The organism is Wenzhouxiangella sp. XN24 (genome assembly GCF_011064545.1).
In the GTDB taxonomy this organism is placed as follows: domain Bacteria; phylum Pseudomonadota; class Gammaproteobacteria; order Steroidobacterales; family XN24; genus XN24.
In genome coordinates this window covers 141577-154299 of record NZ_JAAMFG010000036.1, presented here as the reverse complement: position 1 = coordinate 154299, position 12723 = coordinate 141577, and the positions used below count along the sequence as shown (strand labels likewise).

The 12723-nt window shown below is 68.9% G+C and carries 11 protein-coding genes; 7 read left to right on the top strand and 4 right to left on the bottom strand.

The features are described 5' to 3' along the window. The first annotated feature begins 14 nt into the window (after positions 1 to 14). A complete protein-coding gene (locus G6032_RS12810; RefSeq protein WP_165282547.1) occupies positions 15 to 620 on the top strand; it encodes a PEP-CTERM sorting domain-containing protein in 606 nt (201 codons plus the stop codon). A gap of 49 nt (positions 621 to 669) precedes the next feature. Beyond that, complete coding sequence (locus tag G6032_RS12805; RefSeq protein ID WP_165282546.1) at positions 670 to 888, top strand: hypothetical protein; 219 nt, start codon at positions 670 to 672, stop codon at positions 886 to 888. Here the strand turns inward: G6032_RS12805 and G6032_RS12800 are convergent. Then, positions 844 to 1068, bottom strand: a complete 225-nt coding sequence (locus G6032_RS12800) for a hypothetical protein (protein WP_165282545.1) — start codon at positions 1066 to 1068, stop codon at positions 844 to 846. The genes G6032_RS12805 and G6032_RS12800 overlap by 45 nt on opposite strands. After that, positions 1052 to 1804: a GNAT family N-acetyltransferase gene (locus G6032_RS12795; protein WP_165282544.1), complete on the bottom strand. Its 753-nt coding sequence runs from the start codon at positions 1802 to 1804 to the stop codon at positions 1052 to 1054. Before G6032_RS12795 ends, G6032_RS12800 begins: the two co-directional genes overlap by 17 nt. Before the next feature lie 104 nt (positions 1805 to 1908). On the opposite strand from G6032_RS12795, the gene G6032_RS12790 reads away from it, so the two are divergent. Beyond that, entirely contained in the window at positions 1909 to 2796 is an 888-nt protein-coding gene (locus G6032_RS12790; RefSeq protein ID WP_165282543.1) for a rhomboid family intramembrane serine protease, read from the top strand. Positions 2797 to 2802: 6 nt separating this feature from the next. On the opposite strand, the gene putP is transcribed toward G6032_RS12790, so the two are convergent. Then, the gene (gene putP, locus G6032_RS12785; protein ID WP_165282542.1) at positions 2803 to 4269 is read right to left on the bottom strand and encodes a sodium/proline symporter PutP; all 1467 of its coding nucleotides are present in this window, start codon (positions 4267 to 4269) and stop codon (positions 2803 to 2805) included. 133 nt (positions 4270 to 4402) lie between these two features. On the opposite strand from putP, the gene G6032_RS12780 reads away from it, so the two are divergent. The 4 genes from G6032_RS12780 (at position 4403) to G6032_RS12765 (ending at position 12049) form a co-directional block, all read left to right on the top strand. Continuing rightward, complete coding sequence (locus G6032_RS12780; protein ID WP_206211978.1) at positions 4403 to 5470, top strand: patatin-like phospholipase family protein; 1068 nt, start codon at positions 4403 to 4405, stop codon at positions 5468 to 5470. A 73-nt stretch (positions 5471 to 5543) separates the two neighbouring features. Beyond that, complete coding sequence (locus G6032_RS12775; protein WP_165282541.1) at positions 5544 to 6020, top strand: YbaK/EbsC family protein; 477 nt, start codon at positions 5544 to 5546, stop codon at positions 6018 to 6020. A 38-nt stretch (positions 6021 to 6058) separates the two neighbouring features. After that, positions 6059 to 7894, top strand: a complete 1836-nt coding sequence (locus tag G6032_RS12770; protein WP_165282540.1) for an SLC13 family permease — start codon at positions 6059 to 6061, stop codon at positions 7892 to 7894. A 174-nt stretch (positions 7895 to 8068) separates the two neighbouring features. Continuing rightward, positions 8069 to 12049, top strand: coding sequence for a NahK/ErcS family hybrid sensor histidine kinase/response regulator (locus G6032_RS12765; protein WP_165282539.1), 3981 nt, complete (start codon positions 8069 to 8071; stop codon positions 12047 to 12049). Here the strand turns inward: G6032_RS12765 and G6032_RS12760 are convergent. Further along, positions 12046 to 12702: a response regulator transcription factor gene (locus tag G6032_RS12760; RefSeq protein ID WP_165282538.1), complete on the bottom strand. Its 657-nt coding sequence runs from the start codon at positions 12700 to 12702 to the stop codon at positions 12046 to 12048. The two genes, G6032_RS12765 and G6032_RS12760, sit on opposite strands and share 4 nt — an antisense overlap. Between the last annotated feature and the right edge of the window lie 21 nt (positions 12703 to 12723).

Genomic DNA, 12723 nt, shown 5'->3' with positions numbered 1-12723 from the left:
AACTGGAGATTGAAATGAAGATGTTTACCGCACTGATCGGCGCGACACTTATGTTGGTCCCGCCGCTGGCGAGCGCCAACCCGATCTTCTACGAGGTCGAGAACATCAGCGGCGATCAATGGCAGTACACATACACGGTCGGCAACGAGACGGATGCCTCGATCGACTGGTTCACCATCTGGTTCGACCCGGCCTTGTACGCGTTCGATACCGTGGGCACCGGCGACGACGTGGAAGTGGACCCGGACGCCTTCGCGGGGCCGGACTTATGGAGCGTGCTGGTGGCTGCGCCGGATCCGTTGTTCGATCCCCCGCCCACGGACGATCAGTTCGGTTTCTATGACGCCTGCGTGGGGGGTATTTTCTGCGACCAAGGGAACGAAGGAGCCGTCGCTCCGGGCTCGCGAGTCTCGGGCTTCACTATGCTCTTTACCTGGCGTGGCACAGGTACGCCGGGCAGCCAGCCTTTCACGCTCGGCGGCGACTGGCTGCCGACGGACTTGGTCACTGAGCCCCTGGTGGCTGGGCCCGTGCCCGTGCCCGAACCGGGAACGCTGGGTCTGCTCGGGATGTCATTCGCATTGCTCGGTTTCGCCCGGAGGACGCCGGCAGGACGCTGAGCCCACTGCAAGTCGGGTGGCGTACGCTGGTTTCTCATGGAGGTGAGCAATGGAGCCAGGGCTGACGGACAGGGATGCCGAGCTCGAGAAACAAATGCTGGCGATCTGCGACGAGGTGCTGGCGTTGCCGAGCGCTGAGCGGGACGACTACCTTGCCGCCCGGTGTGCAGGCCGGCCGGCACTCCGCGCCGGCGTCGAATCCTTGCTGCAGGCCATCGACGACTCAGGCCATTTCCTGAAGCTCGAGGTGGACGAGCAAGAGCTCTAGCCGTCGTCGTATCTCGAGGTTGGACTCGACGGGCCGCAGGTCAGCGCTGAAGGCGGCTTTCGAGGGATAGCGCCGTTCCGGTTCGCGGTCCAGCGCCTTCATCAGGATATTGTCCAGGTCGCCGGTCAGCAGCTGGTAGGTAAGCACCCCGAGCGAGTAGGCGTCACTCGCGGCCGCCACCCGGCTTGCCGCTCGCGCCCTTGCGCTCCTGGCGCAGCAGCGTCTTCATCAAGGCCCTGGGGCGGACCAGGGGCACCTGTTTCTCCGTCAGCGATTCCGCCAGCGCCCGCGGCAATCCGACCCCGCCCTCGGCCATCAGCTGGAACATGTTCGCCACGGCAGCTGCGTTGCGCGCCAGCTGGGCCATCAACGGGTGGTCCGGGGGCGGCACGGGGAAACGGAACACGAGGGTGGCGTCTTCCCGCCGGAAGCCGTCGTGCGGCACGTAAGGCTCCAGCAGGTGGCGCATGGCCTTGTTCTCCACCTGCAAACGTCCGTCTGCGTAGGGGATACCGCGTTCGCTGACCATCGCGAGCAGGCGGTGCAGGAGAATCCGCCCGATGCCCAGTCCCTGCCAGTCATCGACGATCGTGATCGCGATCTCGGCGGCATCCGGGCTGTCCTTGCTCCGCACGAAGCGGGCCATGCCGATACCGTTCTTCTCCGTGCCGTCCGGTCCGAGCTCGATGGCGGTGATGGCGCCATGATCATCGTCGCAGGGCGCGACAAGCTCATCGATTTCCTGCGGGTTCAGCTGCATCTTGGGATAGAACCAGCGCATCACGCGAGTTTCCATGGACAGCTGGTTGAACGCGGCGATGATGCCGTCCCGGTCGTCCGGGCGCACCAGCCGCAGTCGCATCACGCCGCCGTCGGGCAACGTGATGTCCTCGCGATAACGGTCATCGAATCTCATCGATCACCCTGCTCCAACCCATGTCGGCCGCCGGAATGGCTTCTGATGCAATGCAGCATAGCATCCGATTGAGTCCGGTGCCCGGAACACGGAGGATAGCGGAGATGGATGTCGATCCCGAGTCGCAGGAAATCGTGTTTCGCGCCCGCCGGCGCGGGCCCTGCGGCGAAGTGGCCCTCCTGCTCGAGGCGGTGGGCCTGCGGCCGGTCGTGCACGAGTACGGCAGCGATTGCATCGTCCTGGTGGGAGCGGCCGACGCGGCCCGGGCGCGGCGAGAGATCGAGGCCTGGCGTGCGGAGAACCTGCAGCGCCCGGCGGACCCGGCCCCGCGCGAGCCCCTGGCGGGAGGTCGCCGCGGCGTCGCCGGCTACATCGCGGTCATGATCTTCGTGGCCCTGGCCGTCACCAATTTCGCCTTCGACCGAGACTGGCTGGCGGCGGGCCGGATCGACGGCGCCGCCATGCTCGCCGGGGAGTGGTGGCGGGCCGTCACGGCGCTGACCCTGCACGCCGATCTCGCCCACATCGCCGCGAACCTGTTTTTCGGCGGGGTGTTCGGGTGGTTCGCGGGCCGTTACCTCGGCTCGGGGATCGCCTGGTTCCTGATTCTGCTGGCCGGCATCGTCGGCAATATCCTCAACGTATGGATCATGGGTCCGGGCCACAGGGCCATCGGCGCGTCCACCGCCGTATTCGCGGCGCTCGGCCTGCTCGGCTCGCTGGGCTGGACGGGCCGGCGCGGCAGCCTGCGGGGATGGCTTTATCGCCTGGCGCCGGTGATCGCCGCGGTCGCGGTGCTCGCCTACACCGGCGCCGGCGGCGAGCGGACCGACATCGGTGCGCATATCTGGGGCTTCGTCGCGGGCCTCGGTGCCGGCCTCCTGGCGGCGCGCGTCCCGCGCGAGATACTGCTCCGGGGCAGCGTGCAGGCGGCGGCCGGGTTCGCCGTGGTCGCGTTGCTGTCGGGCGCCTGGACGATCGCGCTCGGCTGAGCGCCCTCAGCTCCGCGCGAAGGCCGCCGGCATGGTCGCCGGGGGGCCGAGCCGGCCGAAAACGGCCACCGCAAGCGCCGACAGCAGGAATCCCGGCACCAGTTCATAGAGATCGAAGATCCCGCCCGAGGCGGCGCCCCACGTGACCACCGTGAACCCGCCCACGAGGATGCCTGCGTAGGCGCCGGCCAGGCTCATGCGCCGCCAGTAGAGCGAGGCGAGGATGGTCGGGCCGAACGAGGCGCCGAATCCCGCCCAGGCATAGGCCACGAGGTCCAGCACCTTGCTGTCGGGATCGAGCGCGAGGACGAACGCACCGACGGCGATCACGATCACGGCGAGGCGACCGACCCACAACAGCTCGCCCGGTCCGGCTCCGGGACGCAGCAGGTCCCGGTAGAGGTCCTCGGAGACGGCCGAGGAGGCGACCAGCAGCTGCGAGTCGGCGGTGCTCATCACGGCGGCGAGTATTCCGGCGAGACAGATGCCGGCCACCACGGGATGCAGGAGGAGAGCCGCCAGCGCCATGAAGGCCTTTTCGCTGTCGGCGCCCTCCAGCGCGGGGTCGAGCAAGGCCGCCGCCGCGAGGCCGACCAGGGTCGCAGTGCCCAGCCCGATGGCCGCCCAGCTCACCCCGATGCGGCGTGCCGCCACGAGTTCATCCGCCGAACGCACCGCCATGAAGCGCGCAAGAATGTGCGGCTGGCCGAAATATCCCAGCCCCCAGCCGAGCAGCGAGGCGGCGGCGAGCCAGCTGATCGGGGTCCCCGTGACATCGGTGAAGGCGTCGAGCAGTGCAGGGTTGGTGGCCTCCAGGCTGGCGCCGAGGCCGCCGAAGCCGCCCGCGGCCGCGACGCCGAAAGACGACACGAGCACCAGCGCCACGAGCATCAGCACGCCCTGCAGCGTGTCGGTCCAGCTGACGGCGAGGAAGCCGCCGATAAAGGTGTAGGCGAGCACCGCGCCGGCCCCCGCGCTCACGGCCCACAGGTAGGGCAGGCCGAAGACCGCCTCGAACAGCTTGCCGCCGGCCACCAGGCCGGAGGCGGTGTAAAAGGTGAAAAACACCAGCACGACCACCGCGCCGAGCAGGCGCAGCAGGCCATGGGGGTCGCTGAATCGTCGTTGCAGGTACTCCGGCAGGGTCAACGCGTCGCCGTAGACCTCGGTCGCGACCCGCAGCCGGCGGGCCGTGAAGCGCCAGTTCAGCCAGGTGCCGGCCAGCAGGCCGACGACCAGCCAGCCAGCCTCGAGGCCCGCGAGGTAGGCGTAGCCCGGCAAGCCGAGCAGCAGCCAGCCGCTCATGTCCGAGGCCTGCGCCGAGAGGGCGGTGGTCCACGGGCCCAGGCGGCGCCCGCCGAGGATGTAATCGCGCAGGTCTGCGGTGCGCCGCCAGGCGATGACGCCGATCGCCAGCACGACGGCCAGGTAGACGACAAAAGTCAGCGTGACGGCGGGGCCGGTCTCGATCATGAGCCTGTCCTTCTCGTGCGCGCGAACGATGATGGTACCCCAGGCGGCGGTTTCGCCGGGGCCGGGGCGGCTCGCCGGCCCTGCCGGATTTTGTCGCAGCGCGGTATGCTTGGCCCCGATGGGTGCTCCTGCATTGCGAATCCTGGCCGGGCCGACCGCCCTCGAGCGCCTCCGCAAGGACGGCTTCGACCCGGACGCGTTCACGGTCATGGCCGGAGCGTCCGGCGGTGCCAAGTGGCTGGTGCTGGGCGGTCTCGACCGGGCCCTGGCGCGCCATGTCATCGCGCCGCGGCGGCGCAAGCTGTTCCTGCTCGGCACCTCGATCGGCGCCTGGCGGGCCTGCTGTCATGCCCAGGCCGACCCGCTGGCGGCCTTCGATCGCTTCGAGCAGGCCTACCTGGAACAGCGCTACAGCGTCCGCCCCTCGGCGGCGGAGGTGAGCCGGGTCACGGCGGGCATCCTCGAGCGCCTCCTCGGTGAGCACGGTGCGGCGGAGATCCTGTCCCATCCGACGCTGCGAATGAACGTGGCCGCGGTGCGGGCGCGCCACCTGGCCGCGAGCGAGACGCCCTGGATGCAGAAGCTGGCCCTGGGCCTCGCGGCCATCGGGAACCTGGCCTCGCCGCGGACCCTGCAGGCGTTTTTCGAGCGCGTGCTGTTCTACGATCCGCGTGATTCGGCCCCCTTCATGGCGCCCGGCGTGTTCCCGGCCACCCGGGTCCCGCTCGACACCGCCAACCTGGCGCCCGCGGTCATGGCCACCGGCGCCGTGCCGCTGGTGCTGGCCGGGGTGCCGTCGATCCCCGGGGCCCCGGCGGGACTTTACCGGGACGGCGGGATCATCGATTACCACTTCGACTGCGCCATGGCCGGAGACGGGGACGGCCTGGTGCTCTATCCGCATTTCTACCCCCACCTGGTGCCCGGCTGGTTCGACAAGGCGCTGCCGTGGCGCGACGCGAGTCCCGAGGCCCTCGACCGCACCGTGATCCTGTGCCCGTCGGCGGATTTCGTGGCGGCGCTGCCCGGCGGCAAGATCCCGGATCGTAAGGATTTCTGGGCCTTCGACGACGCCGAGCGCCTGCGCCGCTGGACTCTCGCAGTGCGCGCGTCGCGGCGGCTGGGAGAGGAGTTCTCGGCCCTCTTCACCGACGGCGGACTGGTCGCCCGCGCCGAACCGCTGCGACCCCGGCGCGGGTGACTCTGGACGCATTCCAGCCGATCCCCGGTCTTGCCGCTATAATTCAAGCCGGTCCACTGGCGTGAGCAATCCCATGAGCCTGGCAAAAACGGTCAATTACGCGCTGGCTCTGACGCGCGTCGATTTCGAGATTCTTCGCCATCACCACTCCAGCACGTCGCTCGAGGCGGCCCGGACCGCCCATGTCGATCCGGCGTCGCTCGCCAAGGCGGTCGTGCTCAAGGACGCCATCGGGCCCCTGCTCGCAGTGGTGTCCGCGAGCCGGAAGCTGGACCTGGAGCGGCTGCGCGCGGCCCTGCGCCGGCCGCAGCTGGACTTCATTCCCGAGGACCAGCTCGACCAGTTGTTCTACGACTGCGAGAAGGGCGCGATCCCGCCGCTCGGCCCGGATTACCGCGTGCCGACCGTGGTGGACGTCCGCCTGCGCGACACCGACGAGGTGTATTTCGAGGCCGGCGATCACGAGGACCTGGTCCACGTGGACCAGACGAGCTTCCGTGCGCTCATGCGCGGCGCGGAATATCTCGACATCGTCACCGACAGCGACTGATTCTTCCGCCGCGCGTCGCCCGACGAGCCTGGCCTTAAATGCCCGCCGCGCCGGATCCCCATGGCATCGCCGTAATGCTGCTCGCGGTCACGGCGCTGTTCCTGTTCAGCCGCGACCGGATCCCGATGGAAACCTCGGCGCTGGTGGTGCTCGGCGTGCTGATCGTCGGCTTCGAGCTGTTCCCCTACACGGCGCCCTCCGGGCAGATCGTGAGCACCGCCACCTTCCTGGCGGGCTTCGGCAACATGGCCCTGATCACCATCATGGCGCTCCTGATGTGCACGCGCAGCCTGGAGGCTACCGGCGCCCTGCAGCCGGTGGCCGATCGCCTCGCGAAGATGTGGTTGCGCAGTCCCACCACGGCCCTGCTGGCCGCCTTGTTGCTCGCCGGCACCCTGAGCATGTTTCTCAACAACACGCCGGTGGTGGCGATGCTGTTGCCCATTCTCGTCAGCGTGGCGCTGCGCACCGGCACGCCGGCCTCCTCGGTGCTCATGCCGGTGGGCTACGCGACCATCGTCGGCGGGGTCTGCACCACGATCGGTACGTCCACCAACCTGCTGGTGGTGCAGATCTCGGCCGAGATGGGCCTGGCCCCGATGGGCATGTTCCATTTCACCGGCGTTGCCGTGCCGGCGGCGCTGCTCGCCATTTTTTACCTGTGGCTGGTCGCACCGCGCCTCGTGCCGGACCGGACGCCCCCCCTGCCCGACACCTCGCCGCGCGTCTTCGAGGCGATTCTCCACGTCGATGAGCAAAGCGCGGCCGCCGGCTGCACGATTCCGGAGCTGGTGACGCGCACCGAGGGGGCGCTGCGCCTCGGCGGCATCGAGCGCGGTCCCGGACTGTTCGTCGCGCGCCTCCCCTCGGTGAAGATCCGACCCGGCGACCGGCTTCATGTGCGCGACACCCCGGAAAGGCTGAAGCGTTTCGAGCACCAGCTGGGCGTCAAGCTCTACGATGCGCTCGATCCCTCGCATGCACTCGCGGCCGACGAGGCGCCCAGGGCAGGCGACCAGCGCATGGCGGAGATCGTCGTGACCCGGGGCTCTCCGCTTCATCGGCGTACCCTGAAGAGCGTGCCTTTTTTCGCGCACCATGGCTTGCTGCCGGTCGCCGTGCACCGGCCGCGATCCCGCGGGGCCGAGGTCAGCGATATCGGCGACGTGTTCCTGCGCGCCGGCGATATCGTGCTGGTCCAGGGCTCGGCCGCGTCGCTGGATGCCGTGAAGCGGACCGGCAACGTGCTGGTGGTGGACGGTTCGCTCGGCCTGCCGCACACGAGCAAGGCGCCGGTGGCGGCGTCGATCATGGTCGCGGTGGTGCTGGCCGCCGCCTTCGGCGTGCTGTCGATCACGGTCGCCGCCTTGCTCGGCGTGCTGGCGATGCTGGTGACAAACTGCCTGAACTGGCGGACCGCCCTGGGGGCGCTCGATCGCCGCCTGATCATCGTCATCGTCGCCAGCCTTGCGCTGGGCCGCGCCCTGACGGTGACCGGGGGGATGGAATATATCGCCAGCCTGTTCGTCATGGCGGCCGAGCCCTGGCCGACCGTGGTGGCGCTGGCCGGGCTGATGCTGGTCATCGCGCTGCTGACCGAGGTCGTCACCAACAATGCCGCCGCGGTGCTCGGGACGCCGGTGGCCGTGTTCGTCGCCGAGCGTCTCGGGGTGCCGGCCGAGCCGTTCGTTCTCGCGGTGTTGTTCGGCGCGAACATGAGTTACCTGACGCCCATCGGCTACCAGACGAACCTGATGGTGCTGTCCGCCGGCGGCTATCGCTTCACGGATTTCTTCCGCGTCGGCCTGCCGCTGCAGCAGATCATGTGGTGGTCGTTGACGATCCTGCTGGCGTTCCGTTACGACCTGTTCTGAGCCGGGAGCGCGGTCGCCGCGCCGGGCGGTCTTTCCTCGGACCCTGGTCGCGGCCCGCGGCCTGGCCCGCTGCGGCACGATGCTTTCTCGCCACGCCCGGAATGGTTAGCATCAGCGGGACCGGACCGGCCAGACCGGATAACCACATTGCCGGCCGGACGGGGAGGAGTGCGGATGCTGCAGACCTGGGTTCCCCCGGTCGTTGCGCTGGCTTACGTCGGATTGCTGTTCCTGGTCGCCTCCTTGGGCGACCGGCTGCATCGGCGCGGGGTCTACGTGCCCACGCCCGTCATATACAGCCTGGCGCTCGGCGTCTATTGCACTTCCTGGACCTTCTTCGGTGCGGTGGGTCGCGCGGCGTCCAGTGGCTGGGACTACATCGCGATCTATCTCGGCCCCATGATCGTGTTCCTGCTCATGACCCGCCTCCCGGCCCGGATCGTGGCGGTCAGCAAGCAGCAGAGCATCACCTCGGTCGCCGATTTCATCGCCTCGCGCTACGGCAAGGCCCAGGGGATCGCGGCGCTCGCCTCCGTCATGGCCCTGGCGACGGTCCTGCCCTATATCGCACTGCAGCTGAAAGCCGTGTCCGGCAGTTACAGCCTGATCACCGGCGGGCCCGGTATGGCGGTCGTCCCGCCCGTGTCGGAGGACACGGGCCTGGTGGTGGCGCTGGTGCTGGCGGTGTTCACGATCCTCTTCGGCACCCGCCAGGTGGACTCCACGGAAAGCCATCGGGGCGTGATGCTGGCCGTGGCCTTCGAGTCGGCGGTCAAGCTCGTCGCCTTCGGGGCGGTGGGCCTCTGGGTTCTCTACGGCCTGTTCGACGGGCCCGGCGCCCTGCTGGCCGCCTCGCAGGCCGACGCGGCCGTGATGCGGCTGTATTCCTCGGTGACGATCGATCACGGCTTTCTCGTCATGACGATCATTTCGATGCTGGCGATCCTGTGCCTGCCGCGGCAGTTTCATGTCGCGGTGGTGGAAAACACCGGGCCGCGCGACCTGGCGCTGGCCCGCTGGGCCTTCCCCGCCTATCTCGCGGTGTTCTCCGTGCTGGTGGTGCCGATCGCGGCGGCCGGGCTGATCACGCAGGGGGACGGGGCGGCGGCCGACGGATTCCTCCTCAGCCTGCCGCTGGCAGGGGGGCAACCGGGCCTCGCGCTGCTTGCCTTCCTCGGCGGCTTTTCGGCCGCGACCGGGATGGTGATCGTCGCCACCATCGCGTGCAGCACCATGCTGTGCAACGAGGTCGTCATGCCGGCGCTGGTCAAGCTGCGCGGCGAGGAAGTCTCGCGCCGCCCCGATCTCGCACGCCTGCTGCTGCAGATCCGCCGCGTGCTGATAGTCGGCATTCTTGCGCTCGCCTGGCTGGCTTACCGCGTGATCGGCATGTATGGCACGCTGGCGTCCATCGGACTGTTGTCCTTCGCTCTTGCTGCGCAGTTCGGTCCGGCGATGATCGGCGGTCTTTACTGGCGCCGCGCGACCCGGGCCGGCGCGATCGCGGGGATGTGGGCGGGTTTCCTGCTCTGGTCCTGGACGTTGCTGCTGCCGGCTTTCGCGCAGACCGGCTGGCTGCCGATCGGGCTCGTCCAGGCCGGCCCCTTCGGTATCGAGTGGCTCCGCCCCTACGGCATGTTCGGCCTGACCGGCCTGGATGCCGTGACGCATGGGGTCGTCTGGAGTCTCGGGGCCAACATCCTGTTTTACGTGGGCGTGTCGCTGTATACGGCGCCGCGCATGATGGAGCGTCGCCAGGCCGCGGCTTTCGTCGGTCCGGAAGATCGTGCGCCGCATGGCCCGGACGGCCTCGTGGTGCCGGTCACCGATCGTATCCGGGGTTCAGCGAAAGTCGGCGACCTGCGGATTCTCGCGGAACGCTTCATCGGCCGGGAAAAGGCCACTGCCGCATTCGAGCTGCACCTCGGAGAGCGCGGCCTGCCTTTCGTCGACGGTCTGCGCGCTGATACGCAGCTGCTGAACCTGACCGAGCGGCTGCTTTCGGGAGCGATGGGCGCATCTGCCGCACGCACGGTGCTCGTGTCCGCGCTGAAAGGCGCCGAGCTGCAGATCGAGGACGTGGCCAGCATCGTCGGCGAAGCATCGCAGGTCTCGCGCTTCAATCGCGACCTGCTGGAAACCACCCTCGAGAATGTCGCGGAAGGCATCAGCGTGATCGACGCGGATTCGCGCCTGGTGGCATGGAACCGCCGTTACGCCGAGTTGTTCGACTATCCCGACACCTTGTTGCGCATCGGCACGCCCATCGAGACGCTGATCCGCTACAACGCGGGTCTCGGCCGTTGCGGGCCGGGCGACGTCGAGGCGCATGTCGCCAAGCGGCTTGCCTATTTCGAGCGCGGCGAGCCGCACGTGTTCGAGCGCACGCGTGACGACGGATCTGTGATCGAGATGCGGGTGAACCCTCTGCCGGGCGGCGGCTATGTCGCCAGCTTCAGCGACATCACGGAGCACAAGCGCACGGAACGTGCGCTGCGCGAAAGCGAGGCGAATATCCGCATCTACACGGACAACGTGCCCGTGCTGATCGCCTACCTCGATAGCGAGCTGGTGTACCGCTTCGTCAACAAGGCCTACGAGCGCTCGATCGGCCTGCATCGCGACGCCATCTGCGGCCGGCGCGTGCACGAGGTGCTCGGCCGGGAACGCTTTCTCGAGCGGGAGGCGCACATGGAGAGCGCGCTCGCCGGCCTGCGGCAGAGCTTCGAGGTTTCCACCATCGACGGCGAGGGCCAGCCGCGCTACGCGGAAGCGACCTATATCCCGCAGTTCGATGCGACGGGCCGCGTGCAGGGTTTCTTCGCCCTGTTCCACGACATCACCGAGCGGCGCCGCGCCCAGCAGGGCCTGCGGGAGGCCTACGAGACCCTGGAGCAGCGCGTCCGTGACCGCACCCGCGAACTGTCCGAGGTCAACCAGAGGCTGCGCAGCGAGATCGAGCTGCGCAAACGCATCGAGCGGGCCCTGCGCGAGGCGAAGAAAGACGCGGAAGCCGCCAATCTCTCGAAGACACGCTTCCTGGCGGCCGCCAGCCACGATCTCTTGCAGCCGCTCAACGCGGCGCGACTGTTCACCTCGGCGCTCGGCCAGGGTGAGCATGAGGCACGGACGCTGCGCGCGGTGGACCGGATCGACAGTTCCCTGCGTGCCGCCGAGGAGCTGTTGACCGCGCTGCTCGACATTTCCAAGCTGGACGCCGGAGCGCTCGAGCCGCGCCATTCCGATTTCCGCGTCGACGACATCCTCGCGGCCCTCGGCGTGGAGTTCGGCGTCATCGCCCGCACCCGCGGCATCGATTTCCGCGCGCTGCCCTGCCGTCTCCTGGTACACAGCGATCGCCAGTTCCTGCGCCGCATCCTGCAGAACTTCCTCTCGAACGCGCTGCGCTACACCAAGGAGGGACGCGTGGTGCTCGGTTGCCGTCGCCGCGGCGATTTCCTGTCCATCCAGGTCTGCGACACCGGGCCGGGCATCCCTGCGGAGCACCTCGAGGACGACATCTACGAGGAGTTCCGGCGCTTCCAGCCGCGCGACGAAATGGGCGCCAAGGGCATGGGCCTCGGCCTCGCCATCGTGCGCCGCATGGCGCGGGCGCTGGGTCACGAGATCCGGGTGCGCTCGGAACTCGGGCGTGGCTCGGTGTTCTCTGTCGAGGTGCCGCTGGCCGCGAGCCAGGTGCAGGTCGCCGCACCGGTCGTGGTCAGCGGCCCGGCGGCCCGGCTCGACGAGGCCCTGGTGCTGTGCGTGGACAACGAGGCCAATATCCTCGAGGGCATGGCGCAGTTGCTGGAAGGCTGGTCCTGCGAGATCGTCACCGCCACCGACACGGCCAGCGGACTCGCGGCGCTGGAAACGGCGGGCCGGCCGCCGGACCTGGTGCTGGCGGACTTCCATCTTGATGGGGCCGACACCGGCCTGCATACCATCACCGCGGTCCGCGCGCGGTGGGGCGAAGTCCCGGCGGTGGTGATCACTGCGGACTACGGCGAGGAAGCCCGTGAGCGCGTCCGCGATGCCGGTTTCGCCATCATGCGCAAGCCGGTGAAGCCGGCCGCACTGCGCGCCATCATGAGCCAGTTGCTGCTGGCGCGGCGCCAGTCCGTGGCGGCTGCGGCCCGCGCCGCCGCGGGTTAATCGGGTCGGGCTGAGGTCTCGAGCCGGCGCGCCGCGACGGCCGCCTGGGTGCGGCTGCGCACGCCGAGCTTGCGGAAAATCGCGGTCACGTGGGCCTTGATGGTGGCCTCCGAGACCTGCAGCTCGGCGGCGATCTGCTTGTTCAGCAGCCCCTCCGCCAGCATGTCCAGCACCCGGAACTGCTGCGGCGTGAGGCTCGCGACGCGCCGGGCCAGTTCCTCGTGTTCCGAGAGCGTCGAGTCGTCCAGCGCCAGCGCCGCCTCGGGCAGCCAGATCTCGCCCTCGAGCACCGCGGCGATGGCCTCGGAAATGGTTTCCGCGGGAGACGATTTCGGGATGAAGCCGGAGGCGCCGAAATCCACCGCGCGGCGCATGACCCCGGCGTCGCTGGTCGCCGACACCAGCACCACCGGCAGCGCGGGGTATTGCGTGCGCAGCCAGGCGAGCACCGAGAAACCCTGCGCACCCGGCATTTCCAGGTCGAGCAGCACCAGGTCCGCATCCTCGCAATCGCCCACGGCCGCCTGCAGGGACTCGAAGGATTCCGCCTCGATGAAGCTTACGCCGGGCATCATCGGGGCGAGCGCCTGCTGCAACGCCTCACGGAACAGCGGGTGGTCGTCTGCGACGATAATGCGCGCACTCTCGCCCATGATTGTTTCCCGGTATTCCCG